Annotated in this window: 19 protein-coding genes; 14 read left to right on the top strand and 5 right to left on the bottom strand. The window is 57.7% G+C overall.

Annotation, left to right across the window (positions count from 1 at the left end; genetic code table 11):
- The first annotated feature begins 5 nt into the window (after positions 1-5).
- The 12 genes from SIC19_RS07440 to SIC19_RS07385 all read left to right on the top strand — a co-directional run bounded on the left by SIC19_RS07440 (position 6) and on the right by SIC19_RS07385 (position 11,416).
- Positions 6-371 carry a CidA/LrgA family protein gene (locus SIC19_RS07440; RefSeq protein WP_127402129.1) on the top strand — a complete coding sequence of 122 codons (366 nt, stop codon included), beginning with the start codon at positions 6-8 and terminating at the stop codon, positions 369-371.
- A complete protein-coding gene (locus SIC19_RS07435; RefSeq protein WP_091642199.1) occupies positions 364-1,089 on the top strand; it encodes an LrgB family protein in 726 nt (241 codons plus the stop codon). Before SIC19_RS07440 ends, SIC19_RS07435 begins: the two co-directional genes overlap by 8 nt.
- 154 nt (positions 1,090-1,243) lie before the next feature.
- A complete protein-coding gene (locus tag SIC19_RS07430; protein ID WP_091642201.1) occupies positions 1,244-2,806 on the top strand; it encodes an ABC transporter substrate-binding protein in 1,563 nt (520 codons plus the stop codon).
- A 75-nt stretch (positions 2,807-2,881) separates the two neighbouring features.
- On the top strand, positions 2,882-3,931 hold the full coding sequence (locus SIC19_RS07425; protein ID WP_127402128.1) for an ABC transporter permease: 1,050 nt from the start codon (positions 2,882-2,884) through the stop codon (positions 3,929-3,931).
- On the top strand, positions 3,928-4,860 hold the full coding sequence (locus tag SIC19_RS07420) for an ABC transporter permease (RefSeq protein WP_036202948.1): 933 nt from the start codon (positions 3,928-3,930) through the stop codon (positions 4,858-4,860). The genes SIC19_RS07425 and SIC19_RS07420 overlap by 4 nt, the downstream gene beginning before the upstream one ends.
- 4 nt (positions 4,861-4,864) lie before the next feature.
- Positions 4,865-5,863 (top strand): ABC transporter ATP-binding protein, encoded by a 999-nt coding sequence (locus tag SIC19_RS07415; protein ID WP_085681715.1) that lies wholly within the window; start codon positions 4,865-4,867, stop codon positions 5,861-5,863.
- The gene (locus SIC19_RS07410) at positions 5,860-6,879 is read left to right on the top strand and encodes an ABC transporter ATP-binding protein (protein WP_036202954.1); all 1,020 of its coding nucleotides are present in this window, start codon (positions 5,860-5,862) and stop codon (positions 6,877-6,879) included. The genes SIC19_RS07415 and SIC19_RS07410 overlap by 4 nt, the downstream gene beginning before the upstream one ends.
- A gap of 57 nt (positions 6,880-6,936) precedes the next feature.
- Positions 6,937-7,851 (top strand): LysR family transcriptional regulator, encoded by a 915-nt coding sequence (locus SIC19_RS07405; RefSeq protein ID WP_075194989.1) that lies wholly within the window; start codon positions 6,937-6,939, stop codon positions 7,849-7,851.
- Positions 7,844-9,136, top strand: coding sequence for a Xaa-Pro dipeptidase (gene pepQ / locus SIC19_RS07400; RefSeq protein WP_075194990.1), 1,293 nt, complete (start codon positions 7,844-7,846; stop codon positions 9,134-9,136). Before SIC19_RS07405 ends, pepQ begins: the two co-directional genes overlap by 8 nt.
- Positions 9,137-9,232: 96 nt before the next feature.
- Positions 9,233-9,439: a bacterioferritin-associated ferredoxin gene (locus tag SIC19_RS07395; protein WP_007153573.1), complete on the top strand. Its 207-nt coding sequence runs from the start codon at positions 9,233-9,235 to the stop codon at positions 9,437-9,439.
- A 129-nt stretch (positions 9,440-9,568) separates the two neighbouring features.
- Complete coding sequence (gene bfr, locus SIC19_RS07390) at positions 9,569-10,045, top strand: bacterioferritin (protein WP_007153572.1); 477 nt, start codon at positions 9,569-9,571, stop codon at positions 10,043-10,045.
- A 12-nt stretch (positions 10,046-10,057) separates the two neighbouring features.
- Entirely contained in the window at positions 10,058-11,416 is a 1,359-nt protein-coding gene (locus SIC19_RS07385) for a phosphomannomutase (RefSeq protein WP_075194991.1), read from the top strand.
- A gap of 152 nt (positions 11,417-11,568) precedes the next feature.
- Here the strand turns inward: SIC19_RS07385 and SIC19_RS07380 are convergent, their stop codons facing one another.
- Together SIC19_RS07380 and SIC19_RS07375 are read right to left on the bottom strand one after the other, a co-directional pair.
- A complete protein-coding gene (locus SIC19_RS07380) occupies positions 11,569-12,738 on the bottom strand; it encodes a phospholipase A (protein ID WP_036202968.1) in 1,170 nt (389 codons plus the stop codon).
- Between the two features lie 10 nt (positions 12,739-12,748).
- Positions 12,749-13,081, bottom strand: coding sequence for a hypothetical protein (locus tag SIC19_RS07375; protein WP_036202970.1), 333 nt, complete (start codon positions 13,079-13,081; stop codon positions 12,749-12,751).
- A gap of 195 nt (positions 13,082-13,276) precedes the next feature.
- Here SIC19_RS07375 and SIC19_RS07370 point away from each other — a divergent pair, with 195 nt between their 5' ends.
- A complete protein-coding gene (locus SIC19_RS07370; RefSeq protein ID WP_036205573.1) occupies positions 13,277-13,690 on the top strand; it encodes a c-type cytochrome in 414 nt (137 codons plus the stop codon).
- Positions 13,691-13,771: 81 nt separating this feature from the next.
- Here the strand turns inward: SIC19_RS07370 and SIC19_RS07365 are convergent, their stop codons facing one another.
- The 3 genes from SIC19_RS07365 to rep all read right to left on the bottom strand — a co-directional run bounded on the left by SIC19_RS07365 (position 13,772) and on the right by rep (position 18,708).
- A complete protein-coding gene (locus SIC19_RS07365; protein WP_036202972.1) occupies positions 13,772-14,302 on the bottom strand; it encodes a hypothetical protein in 531 nt (176 codons plus the stop codon).
- A gap of 17 nt (positions 14,303-14,319) precedes the next feature.
- A complete protein-coding gene (locus SIC19_RS07360; protein WP_075194992.1) occupies positions 14,320-16,584 on the bottom strand; it encodes a galactose oxidase-like domain-containing protein in 2,265 nt (754 codons plus the stop codon).
- Between the two features lie 105 nt (positions 16,585-16,689).
- Positions 16,690-18,708, bottom strand: coding sequence for a DNA helicase Rep (gene rep / locus SIC19_RS07355; protein ID WP_127402127.1), 2,019 nt, complete (start codon positions 18,706-18,708; stop codon positions 16,690-16,692).
- Between the two features lie 143 nt (positions 18,709-18,851).
- Between rep and SIC19_RS07350 the strand changes: the two genes are divergently transcribed.
- Entirely contained in the window at positions 18,852-20,588 is a 1,737-nt protein-coding gene (locus SIC19_RS07350) for a GGDEF domain-containing response regulator (protein ID WP_075194994.1), read from the top strand.
- The last annotated feature ends 5 nt before the right edge of the window (positions 20,589-20,593 follow it).

Here is a 20,593-nt window from a genome sequence, read left to right as displayed (position 1 = left end):
ACAATATGTCGATGTTGCGGGGTTTCCTGACTCTGGTTTTATGTTTCATGCTTGGCGAAGCCTTGCGACTGGTTTTCCTGATTCCGGTCAGCAGCGGTGTGCTGGGCATGATTCTGATGACAATCACGCTGATGCTTAAGGGCAGTGTCAGTGATGACTTGGCCACGGCGAGCCAGGGACTGATTTCGGTGCTGGTGCTGCTGATCATGCCGGGCGTGGTGGGTGTGTTCTTCTCTGCTGATCAGTTCAGCGGCCAGTGGCTGGCGGTGGCGGGGGCGCTCTTGGTGGGCACCTTTTTGAGTGTGCTGACCACGCTGCTGCTGATGGCGTCTCTGGTCAAGGCAGGGCAGCGGAGAGCGTCGGATGACTGATCTCCTGGAGCGTTTTCTCGCACTTCCCAATACCCTGTCTGCGAGCCCGATACTGGCGATTGGGTTAACCCTGGGCGCGTTCTTCGCGGGCAACTGGCTTTTCCGGAGGATGGGGCGACCGCTTTGGTTGCCACCGGTGGTGCTTTCGGCCTTCCTGTTGTCGGCCACCATCGCGCTACTGTCACTGGATTACACCCGTTATCAGCAGGGAGCCCAGTGGCTGATGCTGTTGCTCGGGCCAGCCACCGTCGCGCTCGGTATACCGTTGTACCAGCAGATGCACCACGTGCGGGCGTTGTGGCGTCCGATTCTGTGCACCCTGCCAATAGCAGCCTCCCTGGCGGCCGTGTATGCGGTCGTGATCGCCTGGGCTCTCGGGGCGACACCTCTGGTGCTGGCGTCCCTGGCGCCGAAGTCGGTGACCGCGCCCATTGCCATTGGTATTACCGAACAACTGGGCGGTTCGGTGCCGCTGATGATGGGCGGGCTTCTGGTGACCGGTGTTGTCGCAACGCTCTTTGTCGACCTGCTTTCCAGGGCGCTGTCGATCACCGACGACCGCATTCTGGGTTTTGCGCTCGGGCTGAACGGCCATGCGGTGGGAACGGCGCGAGCGTTCGAGATCAGTCGCACAGCCGGTGCCTTTGCCTCCCTGGGAATGGGGCTTACAGGGGTGTTCACCGCATTGATTCTGCCGCTGGCGTTTCGCCTTTGGTAAGCGCCCCAAACAGGGGCATTCACTTCACGAATAACGCCAAGTCGCAATTTCGATTGCTGTTCGGGTTTTCCACGACTAGTTTTTAGCGCAGACATCTGGCGTGAAGTTGCGCCGATGTGCCGCAAAAATTCTTAAAACAGCGACGGAAAACGCGATGAAAACACTACTGACTGCTTTTGTTGGTTTCATGGCCCTGGCAACAGCCCCGATGGCGATGTCTGCCGAGGCGAACAAGGAACTGAAAATGGCGTACGACGCCGACCCTGTAAGCCTGGACATTCACGAACAGCTCTCCGGCGGCATGTTGCAGCTAAGCCACATGACCTTTGATCCCCTGATCCGCTGGACCAAGGATCTCGGCTTCGAGCCGCGTCTGGCAAAAAGCTGGGAGCGTATTGACGAGAACACCATGCGCTTCGAGTTGCGTGAAGGTGTGAATTTTCACTCTGGCAACGAGCTGACCGCCAAAGACGTCAAGTTCACCTTTAATCGCCTGAAGCAGAGCCAGGACTATAAAGCCATCTTCAAACCGTTCAGCGAACTCAAGGTGATTGATGACTACACCTTTGAGCTGGTGACCAACGAGCCATACCCGCTGCTGCTGAACACCGCGACTTACATCTTCCCGCTGGACAGCGAGTTTTACACCGGTAAGACCGAAAGCGGGAAAGACAAGAGCGCCATCACCAAGCACGGCAATTCTTTTGCTTCCGAGAATCTGTCCGGCACAGGCCCTTATGTCATTACCGGTCGTCAGCAGGGCGTGCGTGTCGAGTTTGAGCGCTTCGACGATTACTGGGATACCGAGTCACCGGGTAACGTCGGCAAGATCGTGCTGACTCCGATCAAGGAAAACAACACCCGTGTCTCCGCGCTGCTGTCTGGCGGTGTGGATTTCATTGCACCGGTGCCGCCGACCGATCTGGAGCGTATTCGCCGTGACAAGAACGCCGATCTGGTGACCATGAGCGGTACCCGCATCATCCTGTTCCACATGAACCAGGACCGGGTTGAAGCGTTCAAGAACCCGAAAGTGCGCGAGGCCATTGCCTATGCCATCAACCAGGAAGGCATTGCCGCCAAGATCATGAAGGGCTTCGCTACCCCGGCCGCTCAGATGTCGCCGGAAGGTTACCAGGGCCACAACGAATCCCTGGCAACGCGGTTTGACGTCGAAAAAGCCCAGCAGTTGATGAAAGAAGCCGGTTATGAAGACGGTTTCACCATCTCCATGATGGCGCCCAATAACCGTTACGTGAATGACGACAAGATCGCCCAGGCGGTTGCCGCCATGCTGGCGCGTATCAACATCAAGGTGGATCTGAAAACGCTGCCGAAAGCCCAATACTGGCCGGAGTATGACGCCCGCGCCGCCGACATGATGATGATAGGCTGGCACGCAGACACCGAGGACTCCGCCAACTTCTACGAGTTCCTGACCTTCTGCCCGGATGCGGACAGCGGTTCGGGCCAGTACAACGCCGGTAACTACTGCAACCCGGAGATCGATGAGCTGGTCAACAAGGCCAACGTCGAGACGGATCTGGACAAGCGCACGGCCATGCTGAAAGAGGTGGAGCAGCGCCTGTATGACGACGCAGCGTTCGTTCCCCTGCACTGGCAGGACCTGGCCTGGGCCAGCAAGAAGAACGTGAAGATCGAACCGATCCTCAACGTGATGAACTTCCCGTACCTGGGCGACCTGGTCGTGGAGTAACAGCCTTTATGGGCGGGCCGGCTTCGGATCAGCCTGGAGCCGGCCTTTTGTTTGCAGCTTGACCCGGAATTTTTCATGTTAGCGTTTTTGGTTCAGCGAATTTCCCAGGCCGTACTGGTCATGTTCGTGATCAGTGTGATTGCTTTCGCCATTCAGGATGGCCTGGGCGACCCGCTTCAACAGATGGTGGGCATGTCCGTCTCGCAGGATGAGCGGGAAGCGATCCGTGAGGAAATGGGACTGAATGCCCCATTGGTTGTGCAATACGTCCGGTTTGCCGGTAACGCCCTGCAGGGTGACCTGGGTATTTCCTATTTTTACGGAAAGCCCACCATGGACGTAATCCTTGAGCACCTGCCGGCCACCCTCGAGCTGGTGATCGGCGCCAGCCTGATTATTATTGTGTTCTCGGTGCCCATCGGGGTGTTCGCCGCGATTCGCCCTCAGGCATGGCTGTCCAAATTCTTCATGGGGGTCAGTACCGTCGGGATTTCCATTCCGGTGTTCCTGACCGCCATCGTACTGATTCAGATTTTCTCGATCGGTATCACCGTCGACTGGTTCCCGCAGGATGCTGGCTGGGGGCAGTGGCTGAACGCCGCACTATCCACTGAAGGCGGATTGCCGTCCTACGGTCGGGGTGATGACCTGACGCCGCTGTTCGGCACCTGGGAATCCGGCTTTTTCTCCCAGGGCGGCCTCCTGCACCTGATCCTGCCGTCGGTATCGCTGGCGTCCATCATGCTGCCGCTGTTCATCCGCCTGATCCGTGCAGAGATGATGGAAGTGCTGCAGAGTGACTACATCCGGTACGCCCGCGCCAAGGGCCTGAGCTCTTCCCGGGTCTATTTCCTGCACGCGCTCAAGAACACCATGCTGCCGGTGATTACCGTGGGCGGTGTGCAGATCGGCATCATGGTGGCCTACACCATTCTTACGGAAACCGTGTTCCAGTGGCCCGGTGTCGGGCTGATGTTCCTGGAGGCCATCACCCGCAGCGACATTCCCCTGATCGTGGCGTACCTGATGGTGGTAGGCCTGATATTCGTGATTACCAATACCGTGGTGGATCTGATCTACGGTCTGGTGAATCCCACCGTAAAACTGACAGGTAAGAAAGCATGACGACGGCGACTCTTTCACGCTGGGATCGCTTTCGCGAGTCCTTCCTCTGGTACAGCTTCAAGCGCGACAAGGTGGCGATTGCCAGCTTTATCGTGCTGTTGTCCATGGTGCTGGCGGCCGTCTTTGCGCCTTTGCTGGCGCCGGCCGACCCCTACGACCTGGCCCAGATCAACATCATGAACTCCGAGCTGCCACCGGTCGGCCTGGATGGCTCCGATCCGGCCTTCCCGCTGGGCACCGACGCCCAGGGCAGGGATTTGCTCTCCACCATTCTGTACGGCACCCGGGTGTCGTTGTTGATCGGGTTTGGCGCGGTTGTCCTGCAAGCGGCGCTGGGCATCCTGTTTGGCCTGCTGGCGGGCTATCTGGGCGGTCGGGTCGACTCCATCCTGATGCGGATTGCCGATGTGCAGCTGTCGTTCTCTACTCTGATGGTCGCGATCATTGTGGGTGCCGTGTTCAAGGCCAGCTTTGGCAATCTGATGTTCGGCGAAGTCGCTATCTACATGCTGATCTTCATCATTGGTGTGGCAGAGTGGCCTCAGATTGCCCGTACAGTGAGGGCCTCGGTATTGGCGGAGAAGAAAAAGGAATACGTGGATGCGGCGAAGGTGATGGGGTTTCGCACCCGTCGGATCATGTTCCGCCACATCCTGCCCAATACCCTGTCACCGATTTTCGTCATTGCCACGGTACAGATCGCCAACGCCATCATTTCCGAGGCCGCGTTGTCGTTCCTGGGCCTGGGCATGCCGGAAACACAGCCGTCGCTGGGCTCGCTGATCAAATCCGGTTTTGACTACATCCAGAGTGGTTCCTGGTGGATCACCCTGATCCCCGGTCTGGTGCTGGTGGTACTCGTATTGGTCATCAACCTGCTGGGTGACTGGTTGCGGGATGTCATGAACCCACGGCTGTACAAGGGGTAACGCCATGCCATTGCTGGAAGTAAAAGATCTTGAGGCCCGCTTCGCTGTCCGTGGCGGGGACCTTACCGCTCTGCGTGGCATCAGTTTCAGTCTCGACAAGGGCGAGCGCCTGGGGCTGGTGGGGGAATCTGGCGCGGGTAAATCCGTAGCGGCTTTCTCCATTCTCAACCTGATCGCCCGGCCCGGTTACATTGCCGCTGGCCAGATCCTGTTCGAGGGTAAGGACCTGGCAGCCATGAGCGAGCGGGAACTGCGCAAGATTCGCGGCAACCGCATCGCCATGATTTTCCAGGACCCGATGATGACCCTGAACCCGGTGCTGACCATTGGCACCCAGATGGTGGAAGCGCTCAAGGCGCATCGCCGGATCAGCACCAGGGCGGCCCGGGATATCGCCCTGAACAAGCTGCGGAAGGTACAGATTCCGTCGCCGGACAAGCGCCTGGATCAATACCCCCATGAACTGTCTGGCGGCATGCGCCAACGCGTTATCATCGCCATCGCATTGCTGCTGGACCCGGAGATCATCATCGCGGATGAGCCGACGACGGCCCTGGATGTGACGATTCAGGCTGAGATCATGGCGTTGCTGTTGGAGCTGTGCGAGCAGGACAACGTGGCGCTGATGCTGATCACTCACGATCTCGGTGTGGTGTCTCAGGTCACTCAGCGCATGCTGGTGATGTATTCCGGCCGAATCATTGAGCAAGGGCCCACCCGCGAAATCATCAATGATGCCCAGCATCCCTATACCCAGGGGCTGATCAACGCGCTGCCCCAGATGGGTGAGCCCGGCGAGCGGCTGTTCCAGATCCCGGGTTCCATGCCGTCCCTGAAGAATGTGCCCACAGGCTGCCCCTTCCACCCACGCTGTTCCTTCGCCACTGATCAGTGCAAGCGTCGGATGCCGGAGTATGTTCGGTCGGGTAATGTGGATGTGGCCTGTTACGAAGTCAGCAACCTTATTGAGCAGGAGAAACGCATGCAGGAGGTGGAATCGTGACCTCCCCGTCATCCACGCTGGTCGATATACGCGGCCTGGAGAAGAAGTTTGATCTTTCCGGTGGCCTGCTGGAGCAGATCTCATTCAAAGGCGGTCGTTTCCACCGCAAACAGGAAGCCGTGCACGCGATCAATGGCGTTGATCTGCAGGTCCAGAAAGGCGAAGCGCTGTGTGTTGTGGGCGAGTCCGGCTGTGGTAAATCGACCGTGGCCCGTACCGTCATGGGGTTGTTGTCTCCCAGCGCTGGTGAGATCCACTACGACGGCCAGCGTATCGACAATCTTGACGGTAAAGAGGTGCTGCCGTACCGCCGCAAGATGCAGATGATATTCCAGAACCCCTACGCCTCGCTGAACCCGAGGATGACCATCCAGCAAACCCTGGAAGAGCCAATTCGCTTTCATCAGCCGGATGCCTCGGAGTCCCAGATCCGTGACAAGGTGCAGGATGTTATGGAGTCGGTGGGGATCGACCCGGACTGGGGTAGCCGTTTTGGTCATGAATTTTCCGGCGGTCAGCGCCAGCGCATTGCCATTGCCCGGGCGCTGGCGGTGGACCCCGAGTTCATCGTTGCGGACGAACCGATTTCGGCGCTGGACGTCTCTATTCAGGCGCAGGTGCTCAACCTGCTGATGGAAGCTCAGGAAAGCCGCAACCTGACCTATCTTTTTATTACTCATGATCTGGCCGTGGTAGAGCATTTTGGTACCCGGGTCGCGGTCATGTACCTTGGCCGGGTATGCGAGTTGGCAGATACCAGAACGCTGTTCAATACCCCGAGGCATCCATATACCCAGGCGTTGCTGTCGGCCATTCCAAAGCTGGAGGACGACCGGCCCAACCATATCCGGTTACAGGGCGAGGTTCCGACACCAGTGCAGTTGCCGTCAGGTTGCGTCTTCCATGGTCGCTGCCCGTATGCCGACGACCGATGCCGGCAGGAAATACCTCAGTTGATAGCGACGGATGGCGGCGCCCAGGTTGCGTGTCATGCGGTGGAGGAAGGGCGGCTATAGCCAGTTCCCCACGATGGGCTATGATGCCTGACAACCATTCCCGACGCTGGTAACACCATGGAAATACGCTGGCTTGAAGACTTCATGGCGCTGGCCCGAACGCGTCATTTCTCACGTGCCGCTGAACTGCAGCATGTGAGCCAGCCGACGTTCAGCCGCCGCATCAAGCTTCTCGAGGAAGCCATGGGGGCAACACTGATCAACCGCCAGACCCTGCCATTGTCGCTGACACCGGCGGGGGAGGTTTTCGTTGAGCTGTGCGAGCGCGTAACGCGGGACGTTCGTGAAACCAAAGACCGGATCAGCGACATGGAGTCCGAGGCGTCTGCCCGGATCAGTGTGGGATCAACCCAGGGGCTGTTTTCCCACTTTTATCAGGGGTGGGCCCGGCAGGAGGGCTTGGCCGAGCGGCTACAACTGAACCTGAAAGCCACCAACTGGGTGGGGGAGCAATTTCTGGATGCGCTGGATAGCGGCGAATGTGACCTGGTGCTGTGCTACTGGCATGAGGATCTGCCCTGGAAAGATCATCTGAGCGAGGACCGCTACGAATGGGTGACGCTGGCGAGGGAATTTCTGGTGCCTGTAAGTGTGGCCGATGAAAACGGGCAACCACGATTTGCGCTGCCGGGCACGCCGGAGCAGCCCGTCCCGCTGATTGCCTATCACTCCCGGGGGTTCCTGCAGTCTGCCATTGAGGGGCACCTGAACAGGTGCAAGCTGCCAGCCAACCTGTTGCCACTGAATGAAAATACCCAATCGGCCGGTATCAAGGCGCTGGTAAAACAGGGCTTCGGCATGGGGTGGCTGCCACAACGAATGACGGAAAAGAGCGAGCGTTTTGGCAGCCTCACCCGGGCCGGGGACAAGCGTTGCGACGTGCCATTGGAGATCCGCTTGATTCGCCTGCGTGAGCCCCGTTCCGACGATCTGCTAACCCTCTGGAAAACACTGGAAAACAAGCATGTCTGACACCGAGTTACTGTCACTGCAGACGGACCATATTCGCACGCTTCAGCAGCGTTACGAGCACGCCATCGCCGAGCAGGGTTATGACGGTCTGCTGATCAGTTCCGGCGCCGCACCCGTGCGTTATGGTGACGACCAGGCATGGCATTTTCAGGGCTATGGCCCCTTCCTGCACTGGACCGGGCTGACCGGGCAGGAACACAGCTGGTTACTTATCCGGCCCGGGCATAAACCGCTGCTCAGTCTTTATCACCCCGTGGACTTCTGGCATGCCACTCCGGAATTGCCGGACGAGCCCTGGCTGCAGTCGATGGAGGTGCGTTCCAGTGATCGTCGGGAAGCGCCGGTAATGAACGTCAATGGCAGGCTTGCCGTTGTGGGCGACCCGTCCCAGTTGTCCGGGGTTGATGGGGAACATAATCCGGAGGGCCTGTTGTCTGCTCTGGACGAAACCCGGGTGCATAAGACCCCGTATGAAATAGCCTGCCTGGCTCGTGCCAACCACGTTGCCATGCAGGGCCACCAGGCGGCCCGAAAGACGTTTCTGGACGGAGGCAGTGAGTTTGAAATAAACCTGGCCTACCAGCAGGCGACCGGGCAGCGTGAAGCCCAAGCGCCGTACCACAGTATTATCGGCGTGAATGAACACGCCGGCACCCTGCATTACCAATACTATGATACCGAAGCCCCTGCGCCTCCCCGCAGCCTTCTGATCGACGCCGGTGTCCGTTTTCGCGGTTACTGTTCCGACATTACCCGCACCACGCCCGGGGCAGGGGAAAGACGTTTTTCCGCGTTGATTCAGGGGCTGGAACAATTGCAGCAACGGCTGTGCGGGATGGTTGCACCCGGCGTGGAGTATGTGGCGATCCATCGCAAGACCCACCAAGGCATTGCGGCACTGTTGAATGCCGCCGGAGTGGTTCAGGGGGTGGATGACGAAACCCTGGTGGAGCAGGGCGTTACCAGGGCGTTCTTTCCGCACGGTATTGGTCATTTCCTGGGAGTTCAGGTGCATGACGTCTCTGGCAAGAAAGAACCGCCGCCGTCAGACGCCCCATTCCTACGCCTGACCCGGACCCTGGAGGCAGGCATGGTCGTCACCATAGAGCCGGGGCTTTATATCATTCCTTCATTGCTGGACCCGGTATTGGATGGGCCACTGGGGAAGAACTTTAACCGTTCAGTGATCGATGAATTACGAGGGTGCGGCGGTATTCGCATTGAGGATAATGTGGTCGTTACACACGATGGCGCCAGAAACCTGACCCGTGAGGCGGGCGGTTAAAAAGAATTTGCACAAAAATCGCTCTTTGGGCTTGCAAAGCTGCATGCAAATGACAATAATTATCACTAGCTTTGTTATCGTTAGTGAGATGCTCCTATGTATGTATGCCTCTGCCATGGTGTAACAGACCGAGAAATCCGTGAAGCCGCCGACAATGGCGTCAGTTCCATGCGCCAGCTTGGCAAGGAGCTCGGTGTTGGCACGCAATGCGGTCGTTGTGCCTGTACAGCACGGGAGATTCTCCGCGAAAGCCGCACCCCCGATTACCTGGCCATGGCTGACATGCTAGCCCAGCCCGCCTGACGGATAGGGTAGTGATAGGGAGAGTGCGGAATCCGTTCTTGCCTGCACCTGATTCCTAAATGTGATTTTTTCTCCCCGCGTGAAAGACTATCCTTGTAAGGATCGCACACTCACGAAAGGAGATCCGTCATGAAAGGCGACAAGAAAGTCATCCAGTTCCTGAATAAAGTACTCGCCAACGAGCTGACCGCCATCAACCAGTACTTCCTCCATTCCCGCATGTACAAGGATTGGGGTATCACCAAACTGGCGGACAAGGAATACGAAGAGTCCATCGACGAAATGAAGCATGCGGATCTGCTGATCGAACGCATCCTGTTTCTGGAAGGGCTACCTAACCTCCAGGACCTAAACAAGCTGCTGATCGGTGAAAACGTCGAGGAAATGCTGTCCTGTGACCTCAAACTGGAAATGATCGCCCATCAGGACCTGAAAGATGCGGTTGTTCATTGTGAGCAGGTGAAGGACTACACCAGTCGTGAACTGTTCCGTGGCATCCTCGACAGCGAAGAAGAGCACATTGATTGGCTCGAAACCCAGCTCGACATGATCGGCAAGATGGGTATCCAGAACTACATCCAGCTTCAGTCGTCCGCCGCGGAGTAAACATCAGTGACAATGGATCTGTCCTGTTTTAAAGCCTATGACCTTCGTGGCCGAGTGCCGGACCAGCTTAACCCAGAGCTGGCCGAACGCATCGGTCGCGCCTATGTGGAAGTGACGGGGGCGAAAAGAGTCATCGTCGGCTACGACATCCGGCTGTCCAGCCGTGAAATCGCCGATGCCCTCTGCTCCGGCCTTATGGCCGCCGGTGCCGACGTTTTCGACATCGGCCTGTGTGGTACCGAGCTGGTCTACTTCGCCACCAGCCATTACAAAATGGACGGCGGCATCATGGTCACCGCCAGCCACAACCCGCGTGATCACAATGGCATGAAGATGGTGGGGCCGGACTCGCGCCCTATCAGTTCCGACAACGGCCTGAATGACATCCGTGACCGGGTGCCTGAGCCCTTCGGTGATGCGCCGGAACAGGGACGATATGAGCCGCTGGAAGTGGTTACCGCCTATATCGATCACCTGTTGGGTTATATAGCGGCAGGATCGCTCAAGCCCAAAACCATCGTGGTCAATGCTGGTAACGGCGGGGCGGGGTTGATTGTCGACGAGCTGGAACAACACCTGCCGTTCGATTTCGTCAAAGTGCACCACCAGGCCGATGGTCATTTCCCGAACGGTGTTCCCAACCCCATTCTGGAAGAAAACCGCGCCGCCACCGCGGATGCGGTTGTGGAGTATGGCGCTGCCATGGGCATTGCCTGGGACGGCGACTACGATCGCTGCTTCTTCTTCGACGAAAACGGCCGCTTCATCGAGGGCTATTACATTGTCGGCCTGCTGGCAGACCAGTTCCTCCGCAAAACCGGCGGCGGTAAAGTCATCCACGACCCAAGACTGACCTGGAACACCATCGACCTCGTCAACGCCGTTGGCGGCGAAGCCATCGAAAGCAAAACCGGCCACGCCTTCATCAAACAACGCATGCGCGACGAAGATGCAGTCTACGGCGGCGAAATGAGCGCCCACCACTACTTCCGCGACTTCGCCTACTGCGACAGCGGCATGATCCCCTGGTTGCTCGTCGCCGAACGCCTGTGCCAGTCCGGCCAGACGCTGTCCTCCCTGATAGACGCCAGAATCGAGGCCTATCCGGCCAGCGGCGAAATCAACCGCACGATCGATGATCCCCCCAAGGTCATTGCCGCCATCGAGGCCAAGTACAGCCCGGGCGCCAAAAGTGTCAGCCACGTCGACGGTGCCAGCATCGAATTCGACGACTGGCGGTTCAACCTGCGAATGTCCAACACCGAACCGGTGGTTCGCCTGAACGTGGAATCCCGTGGTGATATTGCCTTGATGAAGGAAAAAACGGCAGAGCTGCTGGCGGAAATGCAAAGGCTCAACGAGGAAGGTTAACTCACTGTTCTGGGGCCGGTCGGGGCGATACCGATGTCAGAAACTGTGCGGAGCCATGGATGGCGGAGCTCAAGCGCCACATGGATGTGCTTGAGCGTGTTTCTGACATCGGTATCGCCCCGAGCGGTCTTGCACCAAAAGCCAGAAATAACTCAAAGCCAGTCGTTCAACATAATCCCGATGCCAATCCGCTGAATCCGCTCATTGTAGTCAATCAGGCTCTCACCATAGCCATTGTAATAATGGACATACCCCTTGATCGTATCCCCCATCGGAAAGCTATAACCCAACTCAATCGACGTCTTGTTGTCTGACCGCAAGTTGTTCATCAGCTTCATCGACAGCGTCCGATCCTCACTCCACTTGTAGATCGCCATGTAGTTCGCATAGCCCAGATAGCGCTCAATATCCTCATTGTCGTCCTCGCTGTCATCCTCCGGCAGTCGATACCAGGGCTGAAGGATGAACAGCCAGCGATCATAGCTGTAGGCTGCCGACCCCACGATCCGGTTCCAACTGCGGGAACGGGGTTCCGACTGGCCATTGGACTCATGATTAAAGCCCAGCGTGACACCATTCAGTCTGCCAGGGCCCAGGTCATAATTCGTCTCATAGCGTACAAAGACTTCCGGCTCATAATTGGTTTCCCGGAATGGCGCTGAATCATCCGTGTTATACACCTGCCAAAACGATTTCTGGGTGTAGCCGAACCAGAGCGTCGTGCGGTCATCCAGCCAGCCAGTCAACAAGGGTACCTTGAAACTGATCTGGTACTTGGCTTCCTGGTTGTCGATGCCATAGTCGTAATCGGTTGCGCCCAGTCTCGGATTTGTGGGTTCACGATTGGCATTCTTCATATAGCTGAACGGCAGGATATACATCGGCCGATGGCCAACAAAACTGCCGGAAAACGAGAAAATAGCCTTCTCTGCGGCGACATAACGGTTCAGGATCGCCGACATCACACCGGTATCTTCTCCGTCCTCTCCTGTCGTGCTTTCTTCCGCGGGCCCCAGTGTTGCATCGCCGTTTTCCGCATTCGCTGCCTCTTCGTACTGCAGCGCCTCCGTCGACTTGTCGATGGCGTCCAGGCTCTCATCAGAGGCACCATTGCGAGCGCTGGCCGGGTCATTGATGGCGTCGTAACATGCGAGACGCTGAACGCCATCCTTGATCAGGGCACAGTCTTCCGGCTTCACTCCCTCAAAATTCCGGTTCCCGGGGGGCTCGTCCTGCGCGGTGGCCGTTCCGGGAAGGAACAGGTTCAGAGACAATAGCAAGCCAGTAAACCTCAAAAGTTCAGGGCGGCGAACGATGGGCATGGTCCAGTCCTTATGCGTTGGAAACACTGATCCAGGTGTTGGCGACGCCGTAAGCCCATACTCCGAGCAGCGTCATCACCAGCAGGGAAAATACGATTTTATGCCGGGGTTTGCGTTCAGCAGCTGCTGCAACCACCCAGCGCAGGTACATCAGCCCGATAAAACTGATGAATACCGCAAGACTTGCGGCGGCGGGAATCAATAACCACACAGGGCTCAGTGCGGCACCCTCTGCCGCGCGGCTGGAAAACCAGCCCATGGACGCCAGCAGTATGGCTACCGCGGTAAACTCGGTGATCAGTAATGGCTTTCGCCAGGGGTGTGGCTGGTTGGTATCAGGCATACATTCGAACCTTCGGTATCTGTTTGGTGCATGGTACCCGGAAAGTGCTTCCGGAGCGCTCTGACTTACGAAATGGCAACGAAAATTGATTGAAATCGGGGGTTCATTTTGCAGTTTGGTTTTTTTGGCCTGCCGCAGTCGCTATAATGCGTGCACTAACGATTATAACGCCCAATTGTGAGGTGCATTGTGATGATGAAGAGAGTCCTGGCTGCCGTATTGCTTGGTTTCGGCCTGACCGCAGGTGCCGTAATGGCCAATGTTGAAGATGAAATTCGTGCTCGCATTGCCCCGGTTGGCGAAGTGTGCGTCCAGGGTGAAGACTGTGGGCAGGCAGCTGCTCCATCTGCAAGCGCAAGCTCGGGCCCTCGTTCTGGAAGTGACGTTTACGATGCAGCCTGTACCGCTTGCCACAGCACTGGCGCGGCAGGCGCTCCCAAGAAGGGCGACACAGCCGCATGGTCACCCCGTATTGAAAAAGGACTGGACACACTGGTCAATCACGCAATCAACGGCTTCAATGCCATGCCGGCCAAGGGCGGTTGTTCCGGGTGCTCTGATGAGGAAATCGAGAGCGCCGTCGAGCACATGGTTGAGGCCAGCCAGTAGCAACTGTATTCCGGCCCACGGTAGATCAAAAAGCCCCCGATATTACGGGGGCTTTTTATTGGTTAGCGGAATGGTCGCCCGTTAGTGAATGGGCATATAGGTCAGTTGCCCTTCGATTCGCTCAGTGCCGTTTTTGGGCGTTGTCACTGCAATTGACCAGGTTTTGGGTCCATCTGCGCTGTTGCTGTCATGCAGAACATTGAGCCGGGAGTCCAGCCAGCCAAAAGCGCCGGATTGAGACATTGTCACCCAGGACGTCTGGCTCGTTTCCGCCGACTGGTTTGGTAGCGCTTTCCAGCTGGGGCTCTCCGTATTAACGGTGACTTCGGTTCGGGTAAATCGTATAAACGCCTCCCCGTCCGTGCCCAATACGGTCAGAGGTTCTTCACCTTGATATCGAAGCAATATGCCCGGGCGCGGTGCATCCAGAATGATTGCACTGAGTCCGGGAATGTCGGGTTGATGGGCTATTCGAGCCTTTACGATGCCGTCCGGAACGTCCTCTGTCTCCAGTGCACCGTGGGCCCCTGCCAGCCCGGAGGCTGACAGGGACACCAGGCCGAACAACACCGGGGCCGCCAGGCGAGCTCCGATCTGTTCGATGTGTTTCATAACAATCCTCCTGACGGTCACAGCAGCTCGAGGGTTGACTCAATGATGCCACCGCTGGTGGTGGTATCGCTGGCCACCTGCGTGGGCGCCATGCAGGCGAGATTCTCATTCACCACAGTGATCGGCGCGGACACCGAGGGTACGCGGCCATCTGGGGTGTCCTTGCTGACGAACAGCATGTATTCGCCGGCGGGCACCACGTTGTGGTTGTCGGGCATGGTCAGAGTCAGCTTGTTGCCAGGGCCCCGCTCCATGACCAGTTCAATGGCACGCTGGTCACCGTCAATGACGTGGGTCATGACTGTACGGCGAATCAGCAGGGCCTTGTCGATCTGATCCACCTGGTCGACCTTGATGTTGAATCGGTCGCCAATGGTCAGATTGCTGGGTGCACTTCTGATTTTGGGGCGGTCGTCCCGCATGGCGTAGGGCGGAGTGTAGATTTCGAAACTCGGATCGCGGCCGTCATAGGGTGCGAGTCCGAAATCCTGAAGATCCACGAACGTCAGGTAAGCGGTGTTGATTGGTGAGTGGCCGGCAACCATAACGCGGCCGTCCTCCATCAGTACCGCAGTGTTGTGATAAGTGCGGGCGCGGTGGCCGGTAGCCATTTCCGTCCATTCTCCGGTTTCCGGGTTGAACTGCTCGGCGGTGCGGATCGGGCCTTCCAGGCCGGGCGCTACCACACCGTCGCGATTGCCGCCACTGAACACCATCACGGTGCCGTCGGGCATCACAACGTTTGTGCCGTACCAGCGAGGCTGATTCAGTGGGCCGGCCAAACGCGACTCGTAGCCGATTTCGTCGCCGTTGGTGGTGACAGTATCGATGCGGGTCTGGTCGGTGGGCAGGTAGCCGCCGGGGTTCGTCAGTACTGCATAACTGGGTACGCCGCCCGCGGTCAGCAGTTCCACTTCATTGTAGTTACCGCTGGCGTCTGGTTTCAGCGGCAACATGGTGGACGACGTGGAGCCCCGCATACCACCGGCGATCGCCATGCGCAGATCTTCTTCAGATACCCCAAGATCGGCTGCGCTGGTCAGCAAATCCGTGGGCGAGTCGAGAACATCGCCAAGCAGTGAGCCGACCTGATCAAGCGACAGGTTGGTGATGTTCAGGGTGCTGCTCAACTGACCCAGCCCGGCTTCATCCAGCCTTAGTGGGAGGCCGGCATAGCCAATGTCGTTCCAGCGCTGGGTATCCGGGTTGAAACTGGCGACAATGTTCCACAATGCCTGGTCGTAACCCTGGCCGAATGGGTTGAAGGCCTGGCCACCAGCGTTGTAGAAGATGTGTCCATTCGGCAGCAGATGCATGCGTGGATAGAGCGGTAAGGAGCGATCAGCGGTGGACGGATTCTGCGTCCAGGCGCCGGCGCAGGGGTCGTAGGTCTCCGTTTGCACCACGTTGCGTCCGCTGTTCAGTGGCTCATCCGGGTACACTGGCTTTAGCAGCTTGGTGACACCACTGGCGACGAAGACGTTGCCGTTGCCCATGGTTACGAGTGATGGATACCAGCGCCCGTAGGTCATATCGCCACTTTGGCGCCAGGTGTTGGTCTCCTCGTCGAATATTCTCGAATTCTTGATACCTTCCAGTTCCGCCACCCCAAGAGGCAGGCCATCAATGCCTGGCTCGGAATAGTAGTCGGTGCCGCCAACGGCCATCACATCACCGTTGGCCAGGCCGATGACGTCGGAGCAGAACAGGGCGCCGTCGTTGGCGCTGGTGTTGTCGGCGGTATCGAGCAGGCCATCCAGCTCGGTGCCATTCAGCAGTGTTTCACTGTCGTTGCCATCCGGGTTGGCGCCGGCGTCCAGGGGAGAGGGTTTGATCCAGGATGGATTGTCGTTTTCATCCAGCGACAGAACGCGGGTCTGATCGTTGACGGACACTTCGCCAAATTCCGCAACAATGGATAACTCAACGTTCTCAGTGCCTTCCAGGGCGTTCAGGTAAAGCAGGCGACCGTCTTTGAGAAGTGCCATGGTGCCGGCCGCGGGTTTGCACTCATCCATGCCGTCAGCGCGGGTAATGCATTTTTCGTCCGTTTCGACAGCTTCACCATCCACAATAATGGTGGGTTCCGCAAAGGGCTCACTGAACGTGCCCTTGCTGTTGTAACTGTCAGGAGCTGCCGGTTCCTCAGTCTGGGTCGTTGAGTCCTCGGATGAGCCGCCCAGCAGGCTGCCGAGAAGGCCCGCGTTGGCGGTGCCTGATCCTGCGATGAGCAGAATCAGCGAACCGGTGACGCTTGATAATCGATTGAATCGACGGGACATGGTGTTCTCCTGATCTTGTTTTTGTGTTTGCCGGAAGCAAAGCTCCCTAGGCTGTTACGGATCAGGAGGTCATAAGGTTGCAGAGATTGTGAAAAAACGTGAAATTCAGCTTCCGAGGTCGCCGAGTAATGCACTGAGGGTGGCCTTACCTTTTTGCTGGTTGGCTTCCACGTCCAGGTCGCCGGTGCCTTCCCATCTCAGGTCGTCCTCGGGCAGCTCATCAAGAAACCGGCTTGGAATAGTTTCCAGCTTTTCGCCGTACTGTTTTCGCTGGGCGGCAAACGTAAGGGTCAGGGTTTCCCGGGCTCGGGTGATACCCACGTACATCAGTCGCCGTTCTTCCTCGACATTGCCTTCCTCAATGCTGGAGCGGTGGGGCAGTATTTCCTCTTCCAGACCCATGATGAACACGTGGGGGAATTCCAGGCCTTTTGAGGCGTGGAGGGTCAGTAGCTGGACCTTGTCGCTGTCGTCCTCTTCTTCGCGCTGCTCCATCATGTCGCGCAGGATTAGCCGGCTGATGGCGTCTTCAATGCCCATTTCGTCGGCCGTACCCTTGCCGTCGTCCAGCATGCGCTGGATGGATTCCACCAGATACCAGATGTTCTCCATTCGCCGTTCCGCCTGTTTTGGCGAGCCGGAATGCAGGTGCAGCCATTCCTCGTATTCGATATCGGTGAACAACTGCTTGATCACCGGAATCGGATCTTCGCTGTGCAGGCGCTCGCAGGTGTTGTCCACCCAGTGAGCGAAGCGCCGCAGACGGTCCAGCCCCTTCTCGGTAACGTGGGTTTCGGCACCCATATCGCCCAGGGCACGAAACAGGCTGACGTTGCGGGAGCGGGCGTAATGGCTGAGCTGTTCCAGCGTGCGGGGGCCGATCTCCCGGCGGGGCACGTTCACGACGCGCAGGAATGCCGCGTCGTCATCCGGGTTCACCAACAGACGCAGATAGGACATGGCGTCCTTGATCTCGTTCTTGGAGAAAAACGACTGGCCACCGGAGATGTGATAGGGGATCTGGTAAGCCTGCAGTTTCATTTCCAGCAGCCGTGCCTGGTGGTTGCCCCGATAGAGAACGGCGAAGTCCCGGAAAGCCAGGCCTTTCTTGAGTTTCTGGTCGAGAATTTCCGTGGCCACCCGTTCGGCTTCCGCGTCTTCGCTGCGGCAGCGGACGATTCTTAGCTCGTCCCCGACCGTATGATCACTCCACAGGGCTTTCTCGAACACGTGGGGATTATTGGCAATGACCGTGTTGGCGCAACGAAGGATGCGAACCGTGGAACGGTAGTTCTGCTCCAGTTTGACGATTTTGAGGCTAGGGAAGTCTTCCTTGAGCTGAGCAAGGTTTTCAGGCCGGGCGCCGCGCCAGGCGTAGATCGACTGGTCGTCATCACCAACGACGGTAAAGGCGGCCCGTTCTGCCACCAGCAGTTTGACCAGCTCATACTGGCACAGGTTGGTGTCCTGATACTCATCCACCAGCATGTAGCGGATCTTTCGACGCCATTTCTGCAACACCTCGGGGTTGTCGCGGAACAGCTGTACCGGCAGCAGGATCAGATCATCGAAATCCACCGCGTTATAGGCCTTCAGGTATTCGTTGTAGTGGCGGTAAATGATGGCAATACGCTGCTCCCGCTCATCAGCGGCCCGGCTCCAGGCGTCCTGGGGGCTGCGCATGGCATTCTTCCAGGACGAGATGGTCATCTGCACTTCAGACAGTTCATCGCCGGCATCCGCGCTGGCCTCGCGCATCATCAGGTCCTGCAGCAGGGCCTTGGCATCTTCCGCATCGAAGATCGAAAAACCGGGGTGATAGCCCAGGTGCTCGTGCTCCTCGCGGATCATGTTCAGCCCGAGGTTATGGAAGGTGGAAACAATCAATCCCCGGGTCAGTTTGCGATCCACCAGGCGTCCGACACGTTCTTTCATTTCGCGCGCGGCCTTGTTGGTGAAGGTCACGGCGGCGATATGACGCCCTGGAATGCCAAGGTGTTCGATCAGATAAGCCACTTTGCGGGTGATCACGCTGGTCTTACCACTGCCGGCACCAGCCAGTACCAGCATAGGACCCTCCGCATAGCGGACGGCTTCACTCTGTCGGGGGTTGAGCTTGTTCACAATAATTGCGCCAATCCGGGAAATTCCGAGATAACCTGGGAAGCAAACATTCTACACTAGGCAGACATGCTGTACCTTGACGATCTATCAGCTATTCTTGAGGGAACGGAGATGTTTGATCACGAGGAACGGGACGCTTCTTAATGACCCTGGCAGTAAAACAACCCAATCCCAGCCATGTACGGCTGCTGGTGCTGACGCCGGAGTATGCGGATTTTCTCTGGCTGGGTGCGCTCCTGTCACGTGATTGTGAAATGGAACCGGACCTGACCTGGTGCCCGGATCTTATCGACTGCGATGATCTGATTCGCAATACCCATTTTGACGTTATCCTCTGGGACTGTGTGTTTCATGGCGGTTCCGAAGACGCTTTCCTGCAGTACCTGTCCGTGTCCAGCAACGAAAAACCGGTGTTGGCACTGAGTGCCGAGCCAGCCTCCGAGCGTGCTGTTGACCTGCTTGCCAATGGCGCCTCGGACTACCTGAGTCGCCAGTCATTGGAAGAGTGGGGGCTGCGCCGCGCGGTACGCTGTCTTTGGTATCGGCAGCAGCTTTCGGAGTCCGCTCACGGCCAGTTGGGCCGGGAAGTGGCCAGTGGTTTTATCAACCGTGACCTGTTCTTCGATCGCCTGCAACAGGCATTGCTGAGGGCCGAGCGTGCCAGCCAGCGGCTGGCGTTGTTGCACATCAACCTGGATGATTTCCGCAGCTTCAATGAATCCTTCGGTTACCAGAAGAGTGACCAGATCATGCTGAAGCTGGCGGAACGGCTGCGACAGAATTTGCGGCGAGTGGATTCGCTGATGCGCATTGGCGGCGACGAGTTTGCGATCATTGTCGAGAAAGTGGAAGACTCCCTGGATATTACCCAGATCATCCGCAAGCTCGTGACTGCGATGGGTGAACCATTCAGCCTTGACGGCCAGAATGTCGTCGTCAGCGCCAGCCTCGGCGTGGCCACCTACCCGGAAGCGGGTGACAGCCCGGAAAACCTTCTGCGACGTGCCAACCGAGCCATGTTTGAAGCCAAGCGCGACCCAGGTACCAGTTACCGGTTTTACGATCGTCAGTTGCACATAACGGCCGGATACCAACTGCGCCTGGAGGCGGATCTCCGTAACGCTCTGCGGGGCAATGAGCTGGAAGTGTATTATCAGCCGCGCATCGACCTCGCGTCGGAAGAAGTTCGGGGGGTGGAGTGCCTGCTCCGGTGGAATCATCCGGAAAGGGGGTTGGTGGGGCCGGACGAATTCATTCCAGTGGCAGAGCGCAGCGGGTTGATCGTTCCTATCGGCTACTGGGTGATCGAACAGGCCTGCAAGCGTCTGCAGGAGTGTTCAGATCTCGGGCACCCGGGGCTGGTGTTTGCCGTGAACCTTTCGTTCCGTCAGTTCCATGATCGCAAGATGACCGAAACCATTTTCCGCATTATCTTCAATGCCAATATCGACACCAGTCTGTTGGAGTTGGAGCTTACAGAAAGCGCCATGATGCATGACCCGGAATATGCCCAGCGATGTCTGCGGGAGCTCAATCAACTGGGTATCAGTTTTGCCCTGGATGACTTCGGAACCGGGTTCTCCTCACTCAGCAATCTTCAGCACCTGCCTATATCCCTCGTAAAGATCGACAAGTCTTTCGTTCAGGAGTTGGGGCAGTCTGCCGACGCCGAACATATCATCCGTGCCATTATCAGCCTGGCTCACAGCCTGCAAATCAGCGTGGTGGCGGAAGGGGTGGAGACGGAAGGACAACTGGAATTCCTGCGCCAGCAACACTGTGATGAAATTCAGGGTTACTACTACGCGCGCCCCATGCCATGGGCAGATCTTGTGCAATTCCTGGACAACCGTAGCCGCGCTGCTTGCCTGCAGCAATAAGCCGC

The sequence above is a fragment of the Marinobacter sp. MIT930201 genome (assembly GCF_047122665.1).
Taxonomy (GTDB): Bacteria; Pseudomonadota; Gammaproteobacteria; order Pseudomonadales; family Oleiphilaceae; genus Marinobacter; species Marinobacter salarius.
The sequence above is the reverse complement of the archived record's forward strand: the minus strand, read 5'-3'. Positions and strand labels throughout refer to the sequence as shown.

Coding starts and splice junctions, on each gene's coding strand:
- SIC19_RS07440 (WP_127402129.1), top strand. CDS start 6: ATGTCGATGTTGCGGGGTTTCCTGACTCTGGTTTTATGTTTCATGCTT.
- SIC19_RS07435 (WP_091642199.1), top strand. CDS start 364: ATGACTGATCTCCTGGAGCGTTTTCTCGCACTTCCCAATACCCTGTCT.
- SIC19_RS07430 (WP_091642201.1), top strand. CDS start 1,244: ATGAAAACACTACTGACTGCTTTTGTTGGTTTCATGGCCCTGGCAACA.
- SIC19_RS07425 (WP_127402128.1), top strand. CDS start 2,882: ATGTTAGCGTTTTTGGTTCAGCGAATTTCCCAGGCCGTACTGGTCATG.
- SIC19_RS07420 (WP_036202948.1), top strand. CDS start 3,928: ATGACGACGGCGACTCTTTCACGCTGGGATCGCTTTCGCGAGTCCTTC.
- SIC19_RS07415 (WP_085681715.1), top strand. CDS start 4,865: ATGCCATTGCTGGAAGTAAAAGATCTTGAGGCCCGCTTCGCTGTCCGT.
- SIC19_RS07405 (WP_075194989.1), top strand. CDS start 6,937: ATGGAAATACGCTGGCTTGAAGACTTCATGGCGCTGGCCCGAACGCGT.
- pepQ (WP_075194990.1), top strand. CDS start 7,844: ATGTCTGACACCGAGTTACTGTCACTGCAGACGGACCATATTCGCACG.
- SIC19_RS07395 (WP_007153573.1), top strand. CDS start 9,233: ATGTATGTATGCCTCTGCCATGGTGTAACAGACCGAGAAATCCGTGAA.
- bfr (WP_007153572.1), top strand. CDS start 9,569: ATGAAAGGCGACAAGAAAGTCATCCAGTTCCTGAATAAAGTACTCGCC.
- SIC19_RS07385 (WP_075194991.1), top strand. CDS start 10,058: ATGGATCTGTCCTGTTTTAAAGCCTATGACCTTCGTGGCCGAGTGCCG.
- SIC19_RS07380 (WP_036202968.1), bottom strand. CDS start 12,738: ATGCCCATCGTTCGCCGCCCTGAACTTTTGAGGTTTACTGGCTTGCTA.
- SIC19_RS07375 (WP_036202970.1), bottom strand. CDS start 13,081: ATGCCTGATACCAACCAGCCACACCCCTGGCGAAAGCCATTACTGATC.
- SIC19_RS07370 (WP_036205573.1), top strand. CDS start 13,277: ATGAAGAGAGTCCTGGCTGCCGTATTGCTTGGTTTCGGCCTGACCGCA.
- SIC19_RS07365 (WP_036202972.1), bottom strand. CDS start 14,302: ATGAAACACATCGAACAGATCGGAGCTCGCCTGGCGGCCCCGGTGTTG.
- SIC19_RS07360 (WP_075194992.1), bottom strand. CDS start 16,584: ATGTCCCGTCGATTCAATCGATTATCAAGCGTCACCGGTTCGCTGATT.
- SIC19_RS07350 (WP_075194994.1), top strand. CDS start 18,852: ATGACCCTGGCAGTAAAACAACCCAATCCCAGCCATGTACGGCTGCTG.